17 protein-coding genes are annotated in these 19785 nt (G+C 57.5%); 5 read left to right on the forward strand and 12 right to left on the reverse strand.

Annotation, left to right across the window (positions count from 1 at the left end; translation table 11 throughout):
- Positions 1–6: 6 nt before the first annotated feature.
- Complete coding sequence (gene asnB, locus P6U31_RS28170) at positions 7–1854, reverse strand: asparagine synthase (glutamine-hydrolyzing) (protein WP_407185000.1); 1848 nt, start codon at positions 1852–1854, stop codon at positions 7–9.
- A 517-nt stretch (positions 1855–2371) separates the two neighbouring features.
- Here asnB and P6U31_RS28175 point away from each other — a divergent pair.
- Entirely contained in the window at positions 2372–2995 is a 624-nt protein-coding gene (locus P6U31_RS28175; RefSeq protein ID WP_407185001.1) for a hypothetical protein, read from the forward strand.
- 264 nt (positions 2996–3259) lie between these two features.
- On the opposite strand, the gene P6U31_RS28180 is transcribed toward P6U31_RS28175, so the two are convergent.
- Positions 3260–4111 (reverse strand): hypothetical protein, encoded by an 852-nt coding sequence (locus P6U31_RS28180; protein ID WP_407185002.1) that lies wholly within the window; start codon positions 4109–4111, stop codon positions 3260–3262.
- Between the two features lie 380 nt (positions 4112–4491).
- Between P6U31_RS28180 and P6U31_RS28185 the strand changes: the two genes are divergently transcribed.
- Together P6U31_RS28185 and P6U31_RS28190 are read left to right on the forward strand one after the other, a co-directional pair.
- Entirely contained in the window at positions 4492–5952 is a 1461-nt protein-coding gene (locus P6U31_RS28185; protein WP_407185003.1) for a sugar transferase, read from the forward strand.
- Between the two features lie 47 nt (positions 5953–5999).
- Positions 6000–6947, forward strand: a complete 948-nt coding sequence (locus P6U31_RS28190) for a UDP-glucuronic acid decarboxylase family protein (protein WP_407185004.1) — start codon at positions 6000–6002, stop codon at positions 6945–6947.
- A 363-nt stretch (positions 6948–7310) separates the two neighbouring features.
- Here P6U31_RS28190 and P6U31_RS28195 read toward each other — a convergent pair whose 3' ends face one another.
- The gene (locus P6U31_RS28195; RefSeq protein WP_407185005.1) at positions 7311–7499 is read right to left on the reverse strand and encodes a hypothetical protein; all 189 of its coding nucleotides are present in this window, start codon (positions 7497–7499) and stop codon (positions 7311–7313) included.
- A gap of 1 nt (position 7500) precedes the next feature.
- On the opposite strand from P6U31_RS28195, the gene P6U31_RS28200 reads away from it, so the two are divergent.
- Both P6U31_RS28200 and P6U31_RS28205 read left to right on the forward strand, forming a co-directional pair.
- Positions 7501–9501 (forward strand): hypothetical protein, encoded by a 2001-nt coding sequence (locus tag P6U31_RS28200; RefSeq protein WP_407185006.1) that lies wholly within the window; start codon positions 7501–7503, stop codon positions 9499–9501.
- Between the two features lie 348 nt (positions 9502–9849).
- Entirely contained in the window at positions 9850–10548 is a 699-nt protein-coding gene (locus tag P6U31_RS28205) for a class I SAM-dependent methyltransferase (RefSeq protein WP_407185007.1), read from the forward strand.
- 98 nt (positions 10549–10646) lie between these two features.
- Here P6U31_RS28205 and P6U31_RS28210 read toward each other — a convergent pair whose 3' ends face one another.
- From P6U31_RS28210 to P6U31_RS28250, 9 genes are all read right to left on the reverse strand, one after another.
- On the reverse strand, positions 10647–11801 hold the full coding sequence (locus P6U31_RS28210) for a glycosyltransferase family 4 protein (protein ID WP_407185008.1): 1155 nt from the start codon (positions 11799–11801) through the stop codon (positions 10647–10649).
- Between the two features lie 253 nt (positions 11802–12054).
- On the reverse strand, positions 12055–13317 hold the full coding sequence (locus P6U31_RS28215) for a hypothetical protein (RefSeq protein ID WP_407185009.1): 1263 nt from the start codon (positions 13315–13317) through the stop codon (positions 12055–12057).
- Between the two features lie 10 nt (positions 13318–13327).
- Positions 13328–13735 carry a GtrA family protein gene (locus P6U31_RS28220; RefSeq protein WP_407185010.1) on the reverse strand — a complete coding sequence of 136 codons (408 nt, stop codon included), beginning with the start codon at positions 13733–13735 and terminating at the stop codon, positions 13328–13330.
- 4 nt (positions 13736–13739) lie between these two features.
- Positions 13740–14441, reverse strand: a complete 702-nt coding sequence (locus P6U31_RS28225) for an HAD family hydrolase (protein ID WP_407185011.1) — start codon at positions 14439–14441, stop codon at positions 13740–13742.
- 7 nt (positions 14442–14448) lie between these two features.
- Positions 14449–15402 (reverse strand): UbiA family prenyltransferase, encoded by a 954-nt coding sequence (locus tag P6U31_RS28230; protein ID WP_407185012.1) that lies wholly within the window; start codon positions 15400–15402, stop codon positions 14449–14451.
- A gap of 50 nt (positions 15403–15452) precedes the next feature.
- A complete protein-coding gene (locus P6U31_RS28235; RefSeq protein ID WP_407185013.1) occupies positions 15453–16013 on the reverse strand; it encodes a WcaF family extracellular polysaccharide biosynthesis acetyltransferase in 561 nt (186 codons plus the stop codon).
- Positions 16014–16026: 13 nt separating this feature from the next.
- Positions 16027–17205 carry a glycosyltransferase gene (locus tag P6U31_RS28240; RefSeq protein WP_407185014.1) on the reverse strand — a complete coding sequence of 393 codons (1179 nt, stop codon included), beginning with the start codon at positions 17203–17205 and terminating at the stop codon, positions 16027–16029.
- A gap of 21 nt (positions 17206–17226) precedes the next feature.
- Positions 17227–18627: an O-antigen polymerase gene (locus tag P6U31_RS28245; RefSeq protein ID WP_407185015.1), complete on the reverse strand. Its 1401-nt coding sequence runs from the start codon at positions 18625–18627 to the stop codon at positions 17227–17229.
- On the reverse strand, positions 18624–19778 hold the full coding sequence (locus P6U31_RS28250; RefSeq protein ID WP_407185016.1) for a glycosyltransferase family 4 protein: 1155 nt from the start codon (positions 19776–19778) through the stop codon (positions 18624–18626). The genes P6U31_RS28245 and P6U31_RS28250 overlap by 4 nt, the downstream gene beginning before the upstream one ends.
- Positions 19779–19785 lie beyond the last annotated feature (7 nt).

A 19785-nucleotide genomic window follows, 5' to 3' on the forward strand; every position in this document is an offset into this window, starting at 1 on the left:
CGCGAATCACCTCACCGTCGCGACTAGGCTCTTTGGAGCACCGACCGAGACTTTCCGTTGCTGCTCTTTGATCCATCTTTCGTAGAGCCATAACGAATAGAATACCCTTGCACCTTCCCACCCATGCAGGAAGTCGTTCCAGGCTTTCCGGAGCAGCTTTGGATCAAGGTGGTTCAATACTGTCGAACGAGAGGAAAAGAGCTCGTCCTCCACCTGTTCGCGAAGAGGCCCAGTCATCCATTCCTGCAGCGGGATGGGAAAGCCCTTCTTCACGAGCGGAACATGCCTGTCCGGAAATCTCTGCTTCAGCAACCGTCTCAGTATTCTTTTGCCGGGTCCGGAACGCGGCAACTTCAATTCGGAAGGAACCCGCGCGGCGAGTCGCGCAACCTCGACATCGAGGAAAGGAGCACGCAGCTCAATGCTCGCGCCCATGCTCATCTTGTCAGCCTTTTGCAGCAACGATTCCGGCAGCTGCCATTCCATGTCGAATGCGAGAAGGCTGCTGAGACGGTCCGGGTAATGGCGGAACATCTGCTCGGATATTGCCACCGAGCGATTGAACAGCAGGCTGCGCTGAACTCTGCTGTGCCCGCGCGGCTGTCGGGCGTCACCCGGGAAACCCTCTGAGCGCAGATTGACGAATTCCTGGCCGCTGGACGAATGCACTCGCGCCAGCAGTCGCTGCCAGCGCGAGGTCTCCCAGGGCGAACTGGCGCTGGGCAGGACGCGCGCGAGCATCCGCAGCGACTCGGAACGATCCAGGGTCGACATCGCCCCAAGATATCGCCCTTCATACCCTGCGAAGAGTTCGTCACTTCCCTCGCCAGACAACAGGACCTTGACGTGGTTGCGGGCATGCTCGCAAAGAAGCAGGACAGCAAAGCACGCCGGGTCCCCGATCGGCTCGCCGAGATGGCGCAGCACCCTATCCAGGTTCTCGACAAAATGACGCTCGTTCAGCTTCAACGCGTGGTGCCGCGACTTCGACTGTCGGGCAACCAGCTCTGCGCCGTTCAGCTCGCTATCGCTGCTGTCAAATCCCACCGAAAAGGTGCTGATGCTTCCGCCGACGATCTCCTGCGCGTAGTTGAGGATGGCGAAGCTGTCCAAGCCGCTGCTCAGCAGCACGCCAACGGGGACGTCTGCGCGCAAATGCATCGAAATGCTTTCGCCAAGCACCGTATCCAGCTGCGCGATGGCGGCGCGCTCGTCCACCAGATCAGCCACTGATCCTTGCCCGAACTGCCAGTAGCGCGAGATCTTCAGCTCGCAACTGTCCAGCGAGAACTGCGCGCAGCAACCGGCGGGCAGTTTCAGGATGTTGCGGTAATGAGTCCTTGGCGGAGGCAGCGACAACCAGCACGTATAGTCCAGGAAGGCCTCGCGATCGATTGCAAGATCGACCCAGGGCACCGCACGCAACGCGCTTATTTCGCTCGCGAACGCGAACTTCCCGTGCTGCTTCGTGTAGTAGAGCGGCTTTTGTCCAAAATGATCTCGCGCAAGAAGGAGGGTCCTGTTTCGCAGGTCGAAGATGCAGAACGCGAACATGCCGCGCAGGTGCTGCACCATGTCCTGCCCATACTCCTCATAGAGGTGGACGAGCACCTCGGTATCCGACCGGGTTCGAAAGATGTGGCCCCGCCCTTCCAAGTTGCGGGTCAGTTCCTTGTAATTGTAGATCTCGCCATTGAACACGACACCAACGTCATGGGCCTCGTTCCAGATCGGTTGGTCCCCGCTCTGAAGATCGATGATCGACAACCGGCGCATGCCGATTGCGAAGGACCGCTCTGGGCAGAGGAAAGCCCCCTCCCCGTCAGGGCCGCGATGATAGATCTGGTCCAGCATCGCGCTCAGCAATCCAGGCGCGACCGAGCCCGACCTGTCGACTAGTCCGGCGATTCCGCACATTTAACTTCTTCCCGAGTCTGAATTCGGCTTCGCCGGTTTCGCCGGCGCAGCACTACAATTGTTTGGTTTTCTCGTATTCGATCGAACGCAGTACCTGCCGTTGATGATAGTTGAGGCATTCCCATCGACGGCATCATCCTCGTACTGCGTGTGCCTCATTTCTGATGAGCGGAAAACAAAGGGGCAGCGTCTGGCCGAATTGCAGGGAGCAGCCGGTACGGGCGCCCAATCTTGCCATTTATTCCTTACACGAGCCTGTCACCAGCGGTGCTCCTCGATGAGCCATCCAACGTTTTCACAAGGCGGAACCACGCCTTAGACCAGGCGACATCTCGGCACGCCGGCAACCTCGGCGCGACTCTCGCCGGCCGAGCATCGCTGTCTCGAAATCAACTATTGACATACCTCTCGATTTAAAGAAAAACTTAAATCGAAATTAACTGGTGAAATGTCAATGAAGGTTAAAGCTCTGATCGGCGGCGCGGCGCTGTCCGTTCTGTTGGCCCACAACGCGGAAGCGGGCCTGATCTACTCGGCCCCGGCGGCAACCGGGCCCATCGCAACCAACCAGACTTATTCGTTGACGTTCAACTCGTCGCCCGTGGCGGCCGGCCTGTCGTTTATCATCGACGGTTACACCAGCCTGGATGGTCAGAACTTCTATGAGGACGACTTCTCGCTGAAGCTGAACAACGTTTTGATTTTTTCCGGGACCTTCAATCTCGGTGGCGGCAGCAATAGCGGCTCGCAGTCCAATATCTACTACAATCCGTTCGGCGCCACTTTCACCAATCTGACCGGAAACGGCACCGGCATCGGCTGGCATGGGGGTCAGGAGGCACTGAGTTTCGCAGGCCTTCCCTTGATTGCCGGCCTGAACACACTCACCTTTGGCTACACGAGCCTCGGCGCTGGCCATGCCGGATTTCAAGGGCTCCGCGACGAGGCTTGGGGGATCGAGAAGGTTGCCGTCAGCGCGGTTCCGGGCCCGACGGTCGGCGGAGGCGCGGCCAGTTTTGCTTTTGGTGCGTGCCTGCTGGGATGGCTGATGAACCGGCGCAGCCGCCGGTTTGCTTGAGACGCCCCGCCAGGAGCAATTTTGGCCCGCCGGAGGCTTTCTCCTGCACGAGGTGATGGCCTCGTGCTGGACCGGGTTGGATCCCTCAGGTGCCACGGCCGATGTGCGATGGACGATCGCGCGGCGTGAACTCAGATTCCTGCCCGCCCGCTGGCTTTCCTGCTGGCGCTCATCCCCAGACAATTCGCCCCGGACCGCGCGACCCTATCCGAAGTTTCGTTTCACGAGACGTGGATACGTGGATCAGCAGAGCCGCAGCAGCAATCAATGGGCGGCTGACTCCGACGCCTGTAGGCGACGGTGGCGCAGAAACAGGCCACAGAATCCCGCCATCACGACGAGAAGCCCCGGTAGACCGGCGCCAACAACCGGACCGGGGACGCTGACCACGCGCTGAAACACGTCATTGGCACAAGTCATTGCCCAAGACATGGCAAACGTGTCGCCGAGGGTGTGCTGATCGTTGATGTAATAGGTGATCGTGGAGCCGCTCACGACCGACCAGCTTCCACCGTACAGCGCCTTTTGTCCGGCGTCGGGCGTAAATTGCACCGCCTGGCCCTGTCGGAAATAATAACCATTGTTGCCGGAGTACGGCGCAGTCACCGGATCACCATTCATGTTCGACATGATGATCTTGCCGTCGAGCGTCTTGTAGTACTGCGCGACATGCGTGGTCTTGTAGTCGACCTCCTGCTGCACGGCACCGATCTGGTACAGCCCGCCCGTGCCAGGCGTCGCCGACGTCACGAAGGCCCATGTCCAGTCGTTGGGCTGGTAGTAGTCATTTGCGTAATGACCTGCGGCGGTGCCGATCGGCGAATAGTTCGCGACACTCGTGAAGAACAGCGAGCCGTACGTCGTTCCCAACGCCGCAGAGGTTCCGGGCGCGCCCGCATAGCCGGTGTGCAGGACGATCTTCAGCGTGTTTCCGCCATTGGTCCGCGACACGTCAACATAGGAAATGTTGAAAGTGCTGCTCGAGCCGATCACGTCCTTGTTGGAGACGTTCTGGGTGTCGATTCCACCCCAATAGTCGTCGCCATAGGACCCCGCGGCTGCGGGATTACTCAAAAAAACCAAAGCCAAAACTGAAAAAATGCGACCAGTCCACATTCAAGTCTTCCACGCACTGCAATACATGGTTACGGAACTCTAAATCCCTGTGGGGGTCAACTGCTATTTATTGGATTCAGGCTTTATTAAATTCAGTATGTATTCGGATCGCGCGCCGTGCAGGGCCCTCGGCATGCCATTTGGCGCAAAATTTGCTTGAAACGATTCGGCAAATTTGCTGGGCGCTGTAAACCTAGCGTCACGTTAGAGTTAACAAATGATCCTAGAGATTTAAGTTGCTCGCGCGGGGCCCAGACTTTAATACTTCATTACCGAATGCCCGGGGAAACCTGTTGCAGATGCGCCACAGAGCGGCAACAATTTAAAGTTTTATCCAGTTTTTTGCGATTTAAATCGCAATGTAATACCGAGAATTTAACATGATTGTTCCTTCCCCCAGCTCAAGGTCGCGCAACAGGATCATCGTTTCGTCGTGGGACCTGGTCTGGGCGACGGCCTCACCACCCCTTGCGCTGTTCGTCCGGGACGGTGCGGCGCCATTCCACGGCGACTGGGCGGTCGCGGTCTATTATTGCTTGTTCGCCTCAGCCTTTGCGCTGATGAGCTTCTTCGCCCTCCGCATCCAGGACGGGCTGCTACGCAATTTCTCCGTCCAGGAATTCCTCTCCATCCTCGAGGCGGTGCTGTTCACGGAATTGATGACCTGCGGCGTTCTGTTCTCGCTCACGCGCATGGATGGCATTCCGCGCTCGATGCCTCTGATCCATGCCGCGTTGCTCGGTGCAGGGCTGATCGGCGGTCGGCTGTTCTTTCGCGTCATCTTGCCGGACAGCGCACATGAGCATCTAACCAAGCGAGAGCGCATCGTCGTTATCGGCGCGTCGCGCTTTGCCTTCCACTTCATCCAGATGCTGCGCGCCTATGCGCCGCCCAGCCATCCCGTCATCGCCGTGCTCGATCAGAATCCCAAGATGGTGGGACGCGCGGTAGCAGACGTCCAGGTCATGGGGATGCCGCACGAGCTCGACGCGATCGTCACGGAGTTCGCAATTCACGGCATCCATGTCGACCGGGTCGTGGTGGCCGGCGAGGCAAGTCAGCTCGGCGAAGCCACCAGCCTGGAGATCGAGCGCGTCTGTCAGGAGCGGCAGATTTTGCTGCAGTATCTGCCTCGTCTGGTCGGCATCACCGAGTCCAGGGAGCCGGAACTCGCAACCGCCGGCGACCACGCGCAGCAGCCGCTCTCCTCCTATTTCTGGCTGAAGCGCTGGATCGACGTGCTGGGCGCGCTCGCGCTCATGGTCATTCTTTCGCCGGTCGCCGTGATCGCGGGTCTTCTGGTCCTGCTCGACGTCGGCGCTCCAGTTCTGTTCTGGCAGGAGCGGCTCGGCTGGAAGGGGCGCCCGTTCCTGATCTACAAGTTCAGGACGTTGCGCGCCCCCTTTGATGCGGATGGCGAGCGGCTGGACGCGAGCCGGGAGCCCTCGGCTATCGGGCGCTTCTTGCGCGCCACCCGGCTCGACGAGCTGCCGCAATTGCTGAACGTGCTGCTCGGAGACATGTCGTTGATCGGCCCGCGCCCGCTGCTGCCGGAAGACCAGCCCGGGAACCTCGCCGACCGCCTGTCGGTCCGGCCCGGACTGACCGGCTGGGCGCAGGTCAACGGCGGCAAGCTGGTCAGCAAGGAGGAAAAGGAAGCTTTCGACACCTGGTACGTGCGCAACGCGAGCCTCCGTGTTGACATCTATATCGCGTTGCTCACCTTGAAGATCGTGATGACCAACCAATATGCCGGGCAGGAAGCAACGGCCGATACGGAGCAGGTCCGCCAGAAAGGCGTGGACATTCTGACCTCAGCTCAGCGAAAGATCGCATCCTAGGTCCTTGCCCTCATGACGAGCCCGTCACTTCTGGAAGGTAATCAGTAATGAAGCCCCGTATTCTCGTGACCGGCGGAGCCGGGTTCATCGGCTCGCATCTGTGCCGCCGCCTGCTCGAGCGCGGCCACGAAGTGTTATGCGTCGACAATTTCTATACCGGGTCGAAGCAGAACATCATTCCCTTGCTCGACAATCCGCGTTTCGAGCTGATGCGGCACGACATCTGCTTCCCTCTCTATGTCGAGGTGGACGACATCTACAATCTGGCCTGCCCGGCCTCGCCCATCCACTATCAGTTCGATCCGGTGCAGACGACCAAGGTGAGCGTCAACGGCGCCATCAACATGCTCGGCCTGGCCAAGCGCGTGAAGGCGAAGATCCTGCAGGCCTCCACGTCGGAAGTCTATGGCGATCCGACCGTGCATCCCCAGCCCGAGGAATATTGGGGCAACGTCAACCCGATCGGGATCCGGTCCTGCTACGACGAAGGCAAGCGCTGCGCCGAGACCCTGTTCTTCGACTACCGCCGTCAGCACAATCTGCGGATCAAGGTCGCCCGCATCTTCAATACCTACGGGCCCGGAATGCATCCGAACGACGGCCGGGTGGTCTCCAACTTCATCGTTCAGGCGCTGCAGGGCCAGGACATCACCATCTACGGCGAAGGCGACCAGACCAGATCGTTCTGCTATGTCGACGACCTCGTCGATGGCCTGATGAAGCTGATGAACAGCCCCGACGACATCACCGGGCCGATCAATCTCGGCAATCCCGTGGAGTTCAGCATCCTCGAGCTCGCGAAGGTCGTGATCGAGCTGACCAATTCCAAATCGAAGATCGACAAGCGCCCGCTTCCGCAGGACGACCCCAAGCAGCGCAAGCCGAACATTACCAAGGCGAAGGAGATCCTGGACTGGGAGCCGCGCGTTCAGCTCCGCGACGGCATTCGCAAGACGATCGAATATTTCGACGACCTGCTCAAGAAGTCCGCTTGAGCCGGTCGGGTCGGCGGCAGGCCGCTTGCCGGCCTTCGCCCAAGTTCGCAGTGACAGAGACGGCGAGCGCATCGCGTGGCCTCGCCGGGGATTGTTAAGGTAAAGGGGAGGTAGCCAGCGCCCGCAGCGCCGCCGGCAGCCCTGACGAGCGTCGTGACTGGTTGACGGAGTCTTCAGACCGGCGGCCCTGATTTCCGGATCATCAACCTAGTTCTTGCCATCGGAACTATGTCTCAAACTGCGTGGGCCGAATTAACTCGAATCGAGGGCACGGTTCCTACGCTTTGTTCCGGAAAGCAACGCAACCACAATCCTTCCTGCAAGAGATAGGACGATAGAGGCAGCCATGCGAAGAACTTTGGTTCAAGTCCGCAACGGAGTGATGGTGCTGAGCGCGCTCATGGCATCCGCGGCCCAGGCCCAGACAACCGCGCCGTTGGCCACGACGACGACGACCACGACCACCACCTCAACGACGAGCCCCAGCACCAGCACGAGCACCACGACCAGCTCGCCGAGCACGACGACCCAGCTCGTCGTCAGCAAGGACATCGTGAAGGATTTCCACGCGATTTGCGACGGCAAGACCGACGCAGCGCCGGCCTTCGCCGCCTTCAACAAATGGGCCGTGACGCAGACGGCGATGGTCCAGCTCACGATCCCGAGCGGAAGCGTTTGTGCGTTCACGAGCTATCTGGGACAATGGTGGACCAAAGGCATCAAGAATCTCCTGGTTATCGGCTACGGCGCAACCCTCACAAATAATGGCGGTAGCGGTCCTGGCTTCTTCCTGGGCGGACGAGGTCAGATCAGTGACAACCGCCACAGCGCGCGACTAGCGACGGTCGCGGCCGGTTCTTCCAAGGTGCAGTTGTTAACGCCCACCCAGGCTTCGATGTTCACGGTAGGAAGCTATGCCTTGATCACGGGCTTCGATTTGCAGGGTATCTGGCAAGCACCTTACGGATATCCCACGAATCCGCACTGGTTCGAATACGTAAAGGTGACTGCCGTCGACAGCAATGCCGGGATCGTGACATTCGCAACGCCACTGAAGAACACCTACAAGTCGACCTGGCCGAACTACAACTCGGGTAATCAGTTCGAAGTTGATGCGGGCGGTCCAGCCACGCTTTATGCGCTCGACCCATCCTGGGACACCCAGGTGGAGTACCGCGGACTTACGATCTCCCAAGAGAAGGTGCAGACCTACGCGGGGGGACGCAGCGTGACTTATCGCGATGTCAAGTTCACTGGCGGCAATTGCGGCGTACCAAGCCAGAATTATTTGTGGCAGGCCATCAACACCGACATGTCCACCTGCAATATGGAGGTCGACAAACTGATCACAACGATGGTGCTGGATGGAGTTACGATCAACCATATAAAAGTTCAAAGTTCATCCGTAGATCTGATCACGATAAGAAACTCCTCGATCACGTCCGATATGATCGGAACTCCCAAGAAGGCCGTGATCTCGGATACACGTATCGCAAACTTCGGGCCCGGTGCGTTCGCATACGGGCGGTCCGATGAGGTGGCCTGCACAAACTGCGTAATTTCGAGCTTCAACCCTGCGGGGGTGTTCGAAACAGGGTTTGGAAGCAACCCTGTGCAGGTCAGCTATTCGATGTCCAATGGAGTAATCTCGTTTCCCAATGGAACGGCGATCTTGGGAGCAACGAACAACGGCGCTGGCAAGGTCCGGCTGACCGTCGCTTCCACGGCAGGACTTGCCTCGAACGATCGGGTAAATGTGTCCAACATCAATGGTACTTATGAGGCGAACGGCGGCAACAAGCTGATCACCGTGATCGATGGCACGCATGTGGACCTGCCCGAAGTCTCCTTCGTGAACGCATATAGGTCAGGTGGCGTTATCGGCCTCTACGCGCCTCGCTGGGCGGTCCCGGGCACGAACCTCCTCTGGGTCGGCGCACATGGAACGGGCCCGAACTTCAGGGTGCTGGACGTTACGCAGGATCAGAACTTCACCTACATCAAAACGGACTTTCCTGGGAGCTTTCCCGCCTATGCAGGCGCGAAGCTTGCGATCCGCGTGCATCCCGCGCCGAAGTTTACTTGCAACAACTGCTCTGGAAGCGCTGATGTAGTCGATCTGAACAATGCGCCCGCCGGCGCTCCGCTCTACTCCTACTCCAAGCGTACATATTCGGCTCTCACTGGCACGACCGCGGCGCCGCGGGTGCCTTTGTGGGGTGCATTGAAGTCCGCCAAATTCAACGTAACATCGCCATACTCCGGGACTGGAGCTCTTCAGTTTCAGCTCTCACAGTTCAATAACTGGCCTATGATGAGTAGTCCAACCACGGTCTCGAACTTCGGCCCGGGCATTAACATGGCTATCGCGGGAGAACGCACGGTGACGTTGACAGGAGTCAACGGCATGCAGTCCCAGGATAAGCTTGGAGTTCCTCCAAGTCCGGGCACGCTGCTGGGCGCCTCACACAGCGGACCGATCTTTAGCGCTGCGACACAAAGCTCCGCCCAGATCACGGTAGAGCTAATAACTGATCAGCGCATCAGCCAATAGGTTAGTGCGCAACAATCCTCCGTTTCTGCTCCCCATCAAGCTCTCTCAGGAGAGCTTCTTGGGGAGCTGTTTTGCTTTTGATGTCCTTACAAGACGAGGCCCCACACTTAGAGAGGAATTCCTCCGGTCCGAGGAGAACTCCGGGCGCGCTTCTTCGATTCTCCCCATTGAAATTCTTGCTCTATATTCGACTGACGGATTCGGCGATATTTTCCGTGACGCATTGCCGCGTGTAATCTCGCAAATTGGACGCAGCCTTCTTTGCTACCCGCGAAGCATCACAATTGGGTTTTCCTTGCCGTCAAAGAGTAATTCAGCATACGCACTAGAGGCCTTGAGGACACTTTCATGAATAACGTCATCAGTGAAATCGTCAGGTTACCGATCAATTGGCATCCGCTTGGAGGATTCGATCAACGTACCGCCGAAGCGATCGTGCGAATTTGCGCCGATCGCGACATTTCTGAATCGGTTGAGACAGGCGCAGGTAAATCTACGCTTCTGTTCTCACATCTGTCACGACATCATACCGTGTTTGCTCTCAATGAAGGCGACAGCTTGACAATGCCTCTCAACTCTCCGCTGCTTCGCAAAGAAGGAGTGACGGTGGTCGAGGGCCCGAGTCAGCACACCTTGCCAAAGCATCAATTCAAGCGACTACAATTGGCCTTGATCGACGGCCCGCACGCCTATCCCTTTCCAGAATTGGAATACTACTACATCTACCCACACTTAGATCCCGGCGCAGTGCTAATTATTGACGATATTGACATTCCAACAATCAACAACATGTACCGAATTCTTCGAGTTGATCGAATGTATCGAGAAATTGCGGTAGTCGGAAAGGCAGCGTTCTTGGAGAGAACGGAGCTTCCTTTACTGGATCCCATTTCTGGATGGTGGGCTCTTCAAGATTACAACAAGAAAAAGCGCGTTGTAGACCACTCAATGTCCGCCTATGTTCGGCGAGCCGCGCACGCCATCAGACGTTCGACGCCTGCTCCCATTCGAAAAATAGGCCGCACTTTCTTCAACCAGCACATCTGATCACTATCTGAGACGTGCGTTAGTCGAGCCTCGTCATCTGACGGGCTAGACCCAATGTCTAAGGTGCTGCAGACACAGCTAGAGAAAAATGCACCTGGCTAGACCGCTGCAAGTCGCTCCTCAATGAACTCCCGAGCAATCTTGCCAATCTCGGCCCACCGGTGACGCTCCCAGTAGGCGCGATAGCCAGCAGCGGCCATTTCTTCATACTTGTTCGACCGGAGCACAGCCGCGATGCTCTTTGTATACTCGACTGCTGGAGCCGACAATGGCAGAACGATGCCAGTTCCATTAGCTGTAACGATCTCTGAAATTCCGCCCACGTCGCTCACGACTGGCACGCATCCGACGGACATGGCCTCGATCGCAGGCATACAGTAGACATCGCCTCGCGTCGGAAAGATAAAGAAATGGGCTTTGCGCAAAGCGCTTTCAAACGTGGCCAGCTGCTTTGCATCAAGCTTGTCAATCGGGCCGAGGATATTGACATAACCCTGCGCATCTTCAGGCAGCGGATGATGGCTTCCGATTGTATCTAGTTTGGCGGGAATTCCCATTCTGTTCAATTCGACGGTTGCCTCTATGGCAAGGTCCAGGCCTTTGCGCTTGTAGTCAAAGCCTATGAATATCAGCTGTGTGACCTCTTTCTCTCTCGTCGCAAGGATGGACGGGATGTCGGCACTTCGTTCCTCACCGGGGATGTTCAATCCGAACCCCGTGACTTTTTGCTTCTTGGGGTCTGCTCCGTACTCCATGATCGCTGTGTTCATAGCAAAATGAGAAGCCCACAACGCCCCATCCGCTCTTTCGATCGCGCGCTTTTGGACATAGTGCTCGAAGCGCTTCCGTTCGTCCGAATGGACCATTGTTGAACTATAGGAAAGCGACACAAGGTTCTGATAAGTCGCATCCGTCCAGAAGAAGACAGGAAGGCTCCCCTCATAGAAGCTGATGTCAAAATGATTCGGACAAACGATCGCATCGGCTTCTGCGTGATAGGGATGTGCCTCTATAGCTCGGCCGATATCTTGCAGCTGTTTCCTTCGTGCCTGAACCGGATCCTGCGGCCGCAGCATTCGTGTCAATTTCCGTACGACGCGTGACGTAAGGTCATCCGGAAGTGCATGAATGATTGGAGACAGGCGATCAACCTGGCAGCCCGCGCTCTTTAATGCCTCAAGCTTGAAATGATCGATTCCATTACCGCTCTTGAAATCTGAAACGTCGTAAGAGGCAACGTATAATATTCTCATTGCAATCACCCGAGATAGCCGAACTGGTGCTTCGAATATCGAAATCGTCAGACACCGAGTTTTAGCAGATCGCATCAAACTCCGGCACCGCTCCCTTGTATGCCTTCCGTTCTTCCGTCCTCATTCCGCAATTATTGGGAAGCAGCTCTGGCGCAAGAAGCTTGGCCCACGGCATGCGGCGGGCAGATCCTTGTCATACCTCCAGTAGTTTTCTTGCGCCCTTCGAGCTTCCGCTCTTCTTTGCATGGCCGTTTCAAGACTTGCCATAATAATAGCCGAACAGCGACAACACCCCGATCAAATTGCCCAGCACCAATAAGAGTAAATAGCCGCCACTACGCTCTCCGGATTGAGTCGCACGAAGAACGAAGAACGGCAGCGCCATAGCAGTATAGCGGCTCGAATATTGTCCCGCGATGAAGAACGGCGCAACTGCACACACCAGCAGACCAACACTCGCTAAATAGACAACTCGGTCCCGAGCGGCAACAATCGAAGTTATGACTGAGTACGCAAAGCATGCGCCCAGCAAGACAAACGCCGCTCCACAAAAGAGTGCATAAACTTGAACGACCTGTCCTGGCAAGTACGCTTCAACCAAGGATCGCAGAGGGACCTGTCCAATACTCGGCAAGAAATAGACCGAAAGCGCTGAGGCGATCGCCAAGATCATTAAGATCTCAGCACGGGGCCTCATCGATTGAGGCGCGACGATCAACATGCAAATGCCGGCGTATCCCAGCGAAAGGACCAAGTGTCTGAACACGAGGCCCTGGAAATCGGTTTGCATTTTCGGCGGGACCAACCCTTTCCAGATAAGCAGGAGAGGTAAAGCGAAGGCCGCGATCACGGCCAGGTAAACGAGCGCGGATCTCACAAATTTTCGATCCCGAGCAGCCAGCGCAATAGGCAAGGACGCAAGCAATGCATAGGGCTGCCTGCCCCATATTGCGACGCCAAGAAAAGCGGCAGAGAGCACCACAGTTGACATTGGATAGTCGCCAGTACGATCGTTGGCTTGCATTGCTCTGATCAGAAAAAGAACGCTAGCCGCAACACAAAGCATCGCCGGCATCTCAGACAACGCCAAGCCCGCGATGACCCATACCATTGGCACGGACATCGCGATCAAGGCTGCAACCCAGATGTTCTTTCCAGGCGTCATCCTACTTACAATTAATACGACGGCTAGAAAGATCGAAAAATTCACAAGCCTCATGTTCGCTGGCTTCAGCGATGTAAGCGGCTCCGCTAAATAATGAACTACACCGACGAGTGGTCCTGGAGCTCCTGGCAACGACAACATGAACTCTCTGGAGAAGCCGTGCGTTTTGAGCAAGTCAACATACTTGATGAAGAAGACCTCGTCATAAATAAAACGGTTTGGAGAGGTTATAACAGCAACACAAAGCGCAATTAACCCAAGGAGCGAAAGAAGGACTATGGTACGGCTGCTCTGAAAGTCCTGAGATACCGCAGCAGTGGATTGATCTTTGAAATTGGAAGATACACTCATCGGGTCTACTCTATATTTTGGGGACGTAAGAGGATTGGGCAGTGTCCCGCCGAAAAACAACAAGCAGATTCAAAGCGAAATTCGCGCCAAATGCGACGGAAATCCCGATGATTTTGGCGACCACCGGCGGCCACGAGGTAATGGCGACCACTGCGATGGTGATCCCCACATTGATGGCGAGACCTGAAAGTGAAGCAAGAAGAAATTTGAAAAACCCGCCGACCGTCGCTTTCTGACTAAATACGAACCTTGCGGACAATGCATAGTTCGTGAGTGCAGCAACGCCGAAACTTGCGATCGCTGCTGTCCCAATCTCCAAGCCGAAGTTCTTAAGGAGGAGAAACCCACCGAGATCAACAACGGCAGCGCAGCCACCGGTGATCAGATAGCGAGAAAGCTTCCCGAGAACATTCAGCATCTGCTCAGGCCTTGAGGATTGGAGCAAACAGTTGCTCGTCGTAGCGACGGAAAGTCGCCCAGCCGACCTCTGGCCTTCGTGAGCGAATCAAGCACTTTGCACCTATGCGTCGCGCAACGAGACCATCACGGTCAATGCGGTCACCGATGAGCACCGCTCTCGCGGCACTAACCCCCATCCGCCCTATCAGGGTCTTAAATCCGTGCGGATGCGGCTTCAACCGCCCGACACCTTCGTCACCCGCACATACGATGGCGTCTGCATCAAGGCCAAGCGCTTGCAACTTTCGATGCGCGGGATAGTCAGAAAGAATACCAATTATTTTACCGCTTCGCCTTAGAGCGACAAAAAGCTCTCCGAGACCGGGATAGCGGCAACCGGCTAGGTGGCGCAAAGGCCTTTGCTCGATCCACTCTGCAACGACCGCCTCGACAGAACTCTGCGAGCACCCCACACTCGACGCCACTTCGGAAACCAGTTTCGGTTCAAAGTCTGATACTTCCTCATCGCCGAAGCGTTCACGAAGTCGACGGTAGGATCGAATAATCGACAACGTTCGAAAATTTCGCGTGTAGAGCAGGTGAGGCGCCAATTCGAGCAGCATACGACACCTCAGCGCGCTCTGACTGTACAATGTACCGTCCACGTCAAACGTAACCAGATCGACGCAATCCCAATCGAACGGCTCGATCTTACTATTCGTCATTCCAGCCCTACGAGCCCAGCAAGATGTAGCGCTGTTCGGTCAACGCTTGCAGTGACGGCACATCCATGATGGTCAGCACCACGAATGCAAATCCTAGCAGAGAGACCGTGAGCATCAGCGGAAACTCTCGGAACAACTTCTCAGGCTTCTGAGCAGAAGAATTCGGCTTCATTGCCATGGCGAGATATTGTCCGAAAAGAATTGTGACTAAGGGGATCAGCAGTATGTACTCGATCCGATACTTGATCAGGAATACTGCGAGAAAGAAACTGGAAAGCATCGCGTAGATGAATGAAGACACCGTCAGTGATGTCTCGGTGTATCCGTCAAAACTTGCGCGATACCGCGACAGCAGCTCTTTTCCGTGCGAAGCAGTGATCTCACGATACTCGGAAAGTCGCTTCACACCCATCAGGAAAGCTCCCCCTAACCAATAGGAGAGAATGATCGACGAAGGCGGAAGCGAAGTGGGATCGATCATCGTCCAGCCGACAGTCAAGCGAAGGGGATTGTTGATGGATTCCGAGATCACATCCAAATATGGCTTGTCCTTAGTTCGAAACGGGGGAACATTGTACACGATACCTTGGAGCGCAAAAACGCAGCAGGCGAGAAACATGGTGAAGTTCGCACTGTAGGCGCAGCCGAGCCCAACGCCGACAAGCACCAGCCATTCAAGCCAAACGATCGGGCCCCGTAGTTCACGTAGGACGGCAGCTCTTTGCGATTTCGTTGGATGAAACTTATCGAAGTCACGATCCAGCCACTCGTTTATCGCGTAGTTCGCTGAAGCGATACAAACAGCAGCGGTTAAGCCGAGAATGATTTGGGCAGCTAGCGAGTCGCTATGCACTCCTCGGAGCAGATAAGCAAATGCCATCCCTGGAACAATGAAGATATGCTTTGTGCTATGATCCAGACGGCAAATCGCTAGGTAATCGGAAAATCTTGCTACTGACATGGCTCGCTCTACTTTTCAAAATATCCAACATATTATTAACCGAAAGAAACTCACGACACAGTGGCGCTGCGATCTCCTATCTTCTTCGCCGGCACGCCCGCAACGATCGTAGCGGCCGGGACGCTCTCGGTCACGACCCCCCCCGCCGCCACCACGGCTCCTTCGCCGAGGTCGACGCCGGGGCCGACGAACCCACGTGCGGCGACCCAACATTCGTCTGCAATGCGGATCGGCGAGGCCTTGAATGGAAACGTGATGTCGCGATGGTCATGGGTGCCGGCGCACAGATAGGCGTCCTGCGAGATCACGGAATGCGACCCGATCGATATCTCGGCCACCGAATAGAGGGTGGCGTTGTCGCCGATCCAGACATGATCGCCGATCGTCACGTTCCAGGGATAGGTCACCCTGACCCCCGGACGAATGAGAACCCGCTTTCCGATCTTCGCGCCGAACAGCACGAGCGCGAAGCGCCGCCAGGCAAACAGGAATTGCGGCGTCGGAAGCACGAGAAGCGACTGGAACAGCCACCAGAGCTGGGCGCGCCAGGCCTCGCGGCCACGTACCGTCCCCGTAAAGCGGGACAGATCCTGAAATCGGTTCGCCCTCACGGCAATCGCCTCCTCACCGGCTCTCCGAGATAACCCGATCATAACACGCGAGCAGCTCGCGGATGGCCCTCGGCCAGGTCAATCGCTCGCGCGCATAGGCGGCGCCTTGTGCCCCCATCCTGGCGCGCGCGGCATCATCGCCCAGGATCTCCGCGACCGCGCGCGGCAGCAACGCGTCGACCTCGCGCTCGTCTACGATGAGGCCCGCTTCCGCCTCTTTCACATAGGGCCAGGTGTTCACCTTGTCGGTCACGATCACCGGCACGCCCATCTGCATCGCCTCCGCGACGGTGATTGCGAAATTTTCCTGCCGCGACGGCAGCAGGAAGAGCTCCGCCGCCGCGTAGGAAGCCCACTTCAGATCGCCATCGAGGCGGCCGGCGAACAGCACATTGTCGTCCAGCGACAGCTCCCTCACCCTCTGCCTGAGCTCGTCGACATAGCCGGCCTCGCCATCGCCGGCGACCACGAGCAGAAGGTTCGGGACCGTCTGCCGAAGCGAATGAAGGCAGCCGAGGATACGATCCAATCCCTTCTTCGGATGGAGCCTGCCCAGGAACAGTAAGATCCGCTTTCCTGCAACTTGAGGAAACCGCGCCACGAACCGCGCCTGCAACTGGCTTTTCGACGCCGTGCTTGCATCGGCGCCGAGCGGAACGAGCTCGCCTGCCGGCAGCGGCAAGCCCGCCAGCTTTGCCAGACGCTCCTCCTCGGGGGTGGTGTAGATGATCCGAGCCGCACGGGTGATATTGTGCTTCTCGAACATGTGCAGATAGATCGATTTCTTCAGCGCCTTGACCGAGAGCGAATAGGGATCGAGCATTCCGTGCGGCATGAGCACGTAAGGCCGGCCCTGCCTGGCGCAGGCCTGGCGGGCCGAGACGTTCAGCGGACTCCACAGCGTATGCACATGGACGATATCGGCCTCGCGAACTTGCGCCTCGATCGTTCCCGATCCCGCCCGTCCGATCCCAGGAAGTGTCTCGCGCGAGCTCAGGAAGGTTGTCGGAGCAAGCTGCTCGAGCCGCTTCAGCAGCTCGCGCTCGTCACCCTTGCAGTAGCCCGAGGTGGAGAGGATGCGCGAGCGATGCCCCAGCTCGTTCCCCTCCTTGACGAAATTCTCGACCACAACCGGCGGCCCGCCGGCGCTGGGATGCATGTAGGGAATGATATGGAGGATGTTATAGGGCATCGAAATTGATGGAGGAATGAACTAGCCGACATGAAGGCTTCTGGATTTCGGAAGCCAATACTTTCCCAACAGCCACAACGCGAGGGTCGGCAACATGAAAGGAACCATGGTGATCATGCTGCGCATAGCCATCGCGGCAGCGAGGAACCCGGAGGCGTATAATATCTGCGAAAACGAAGAACCGGATTGTTGGCCAACACGATTCCACCAACCGGCGGCTGCTCCGAAGCCCAGACCAGCAATAACGACGCCGAGAAGACCCCAAGTCATGTAGGCTTCACCGACGAAGGTGCAGGACAGCGTCGTGACGCCATCTTCCATCCCAAGCGCCGCCTCGATACTTGTGCTAAGTCCTTCTGGCTTTCCTGACCAAAGCGCGCGCGGGATCGGCTTGATGATGGCCTGGTAGGGAATCTCAAAGCCGAGATAAGGAACCGCGTCCGGAAAGACGTTGGTCAGATTCGAAAGGTTAACGATGTTGTGGTCGATGTAGAGCGTATCATAATGGCGTTCCTCAGATGCAATTGCAGTGATGCCTCCCGCGGACCGAAACTCGAGCATGAGGGTGCTTGCAAACAGCAGAAGTGCCGCCACGGGCATGCCAACCATCAGCACCTGCTTAAGCTTGAGATCTGGCTTGCTGAGGGCATAGGCGCCGAACATCGAGATGACATACGTTCCCAGTATGTTTCTCGTCCCCGAAGCAAACGCATAGTAAAAAGTGAGCGTCAGGATGACGAGAACGATCGTCTTTTGTGCTGCTGAGAAACGCTCCGCGCGCGCCAGGATCAGTCCCGCGATCGGAGGTAACAAATAGATTAGCAGGTTGAGTTCGTACAAAAGGCTGTAAAGATTGCCGTACTTACCCCTCCCCCAAGGTTGCGTGAAACGGGGGCGCGACATCTGCTCGATCATTTCAACGGGATTGAAGTTGACCGCCAGAAATATGTGCAGATAGCCGAGACCGAAGGCGACAAGGAACAATACGAAAAGGTGGCTCGGCTTCAAATCGATCGACGCTGCCTCGCGCGCTCGACTGGAGACTAGATGACGACCGATGGCCAAGCCGGAGAAACCGAGAAGAACCGCGGTGGCGCCCCGTTGCGCAGCCTCGACGCTGACAATGGCATTGACGTCAGGCTGCGGGAACAGAAACTCCAGCAGCGTCAGCCCGTACAGCACCCAGAGCATCAGATTGTCGGTGCGGATCAGAGCACGCACGCCCTGGACCGCCTCCATGGCCGTGCTCAGCGCGAGCGCAAGTCCGACGCCGATCGCTGCCGTCTTGAACAGGGATTCCGCGTCCTCCGACGGCAGCACGAGCCAGGTCACCGCGAGCCCGGCGACCAGGATCAACGTCGGCGCATTTGCATTTTTTTGGCCGGCCTGCACTGCACCAGCCGTGATCGGTGCTGACGTCATGAACACCTCGCCGCTTCTCCGGCATAGAGCCTTTCGTAACCCGCCGCCATCGCGGTGTCCGAGAATTGCTGGGTAACCATAACACGCCCGGCTTGTCCGATCTCGCCAAGCTCCTGCGGATGGGCGATGAAATGCTCCAGACGCTCGTCACGGTCGTAGAATATGGCATTGCCGGCGTGCAGGAACGGCAGTTCCGCGGCGACGGTGGAGGAGACCGCGGAGGGCAGCCCCATGCTCATGGCCTCGATCAGGGCAAATGGCAGCCCTTCATACTCGGCGGTATGCAGGAAGAGGTCGGCTGCCGCCAGATAGGGCCGCACCTCCGACTTCCAGCCGGCGCACCGGATCGACTGCCCCAGGCCCTCGCGCTCGACCGCCGCCTTCCATTCCCCGGCCAGCTCGCCGTCCCCGACCCAGACGAAACGGAGATGGTCGTGCTTCCGGCAGAGCTTACGCGCAACCTCCAGGAACGTGAACGGGTTCTTCTGCGCAACCAGGCGGCCGAGGCCGACGACGAGAAACTGGTCGTCGGCGATCCCGAGCTCCGCGCGGGCCGCCCGCCTCATCGCCTGCTGGCGGTCGGGGTCGACCAGCGGCACGCCGTTGAAGATGGTCTCTGTCCTCGCCTCAGGCCCGAGAAAGGCGGACAGCTCCTTGCGGCGCACGTCCTGCACGGCGGCAAACGCGCCTTTGAACTTCCGCAACTCGAACGCGGCCACCATGTCGCGCAGCAGAGCACCACGCGCCCGCAAATACCGCGCAGTCTGGGTGAGGTGGACGGTGCACACGGACGGCAGCCCGCTGATGCGCGCTGCGCGCAGCAGATCGAGCCCATCTTCCAGATTTTGCTTGTTGACGTGAACGACGTCAGGCGCGAGCGCGCGCCACTGCCTGGCGATCGCGTTTGTCTGCTTCGCATTAAACAGCGTGGCGAGCGATCGTAACCGATGATCATAGGTGTTGACGTAGTCCGCCCGGATCACTTGCGAGAACTCCGCGCATTGCGCCGCAAGCTCGTCCATCCGGCGATGCGTCGGCATCCAGGTCGTGACCGCATGGCCGCGCGCCGCCAGCGCACGACCGAGATAGAGGAGAAAGATCTCGCCGCCGCCGCGCGAACCGGATCCGCTGCTCACCAAGAGTATCTTCATGAATTCG

This window comes from Bradyrhizobium centrosematis (genome assembly GCF_045571495.1).
Classification (GTDB): Bacteria; Pseudomonadota; Alphaproteobacteria; order Rhizobiales; family Xanthobacteraceae; genus Bradyrhizobium; species Bradyrhizobium centrosematis.

Coding starts and splice junctions, on each gene's coding strand:
- asnB (WP_407185000.1), bottom strand. CDS start 1,854: ATGCTGGACCAGATCTATCATCGCGGCCCTGACGGGGAGGGGGCTTTC.
- P6U31_RS28175 (WP_407185001.1), top strand. CDS start 2,372: ATGAAGGTTAAAGCTCTGATCGGCGGCGCGGCGCTGTCCGTTCTGTTG.
- P6U31_RS28180 (WP_407185002.1), bottom strand. CDS start 4,111: ATGTGGACTGGTCGCATTTTTTCAGTTTTGGCTTTGGTTTTTTTGAGT.
- P6U31_RS28195 (WP_407185005.1), bottom strand. CDS start 7,499: ATGTCCTTGCTGACGACGAGCTGGGTCGTCGTGCTCGGCGAGCTGGTC.
- P6U31_RS28245 (WP_407185015.1), bottom strand. CDS start 18,627: ATGACGTCAGCACCGATCACGGCTGGTGCAGTGCAGGCCGGCCAAAAA.
- P6U31_RS28190 (WP_407185004.1), top strand. CDS start 6,000: ATGAAGCCCCGTATTCTCGTGACCGGCGGAGCCGGGTTCATCGGCTCG.
- P6U31_RS28220 (WP_407185010.1), bottom strand. CDS start 13,735: ATGCTGAATGTTCTCGGGAAGCTTTCTCGCTATCTGATCACCGGTGGC.
- P6U31_RS28225 (WP_407185011.1), bottom strand. CDS start 14,441: ATGACGAATAGTAAGATCGAGCCGTTCGATTGGGATTGCGTCGATCTG.
- P6U31_RS28250 (WP_407185016.1), bottom strand. CDS start 19,778: ATGAAGATACTCTTGGTGAGCAGCGGATCCGGTTCGCGCGGCGGCGGC.
- P6U31_RS28230 (WP_407185012.1), bottom strand. CDS start 15,402: ATGTCAGTAGCAAGATTTTCCGATTACCTAGCGATTTGCCGTCTGGAT.
- P6U31_RS28185 (WP_407185003.1), top strand. CDS start 4,492: ATGATTGTTCCTTCCCCCAGCTCAAGGTCGCGCAACAGGATCATCGTT.
- P6U31_RS28215 (WP_407185009.1), bottom strand. CDS start 13,317: ATGAGTGTATCTTCCAATTTCAAAGATCAATCCACTGCTGCGGTATCT.
- P6U31_RS28240 (WP_407185014.1), bottom strand. CDS start 17,205: ATGCCCTATAACATCCTCCATATCATTCCCTACATGCATCCCAGCGCC.
- P6U31_RS28210 (WP_407185008.1), bottom strand. CDS start 11,801: ATGAGAATATTATACGTTGCCTCTTACGACGTTTCAGATTTCAAGAGC.
- P6U31_RS28205 (WP_407185007.1), top strand. CDS start 9,850: ATGAATAACGTCATCAGTGAAATCGTCAGGTTACCGATCAATTGGCAT.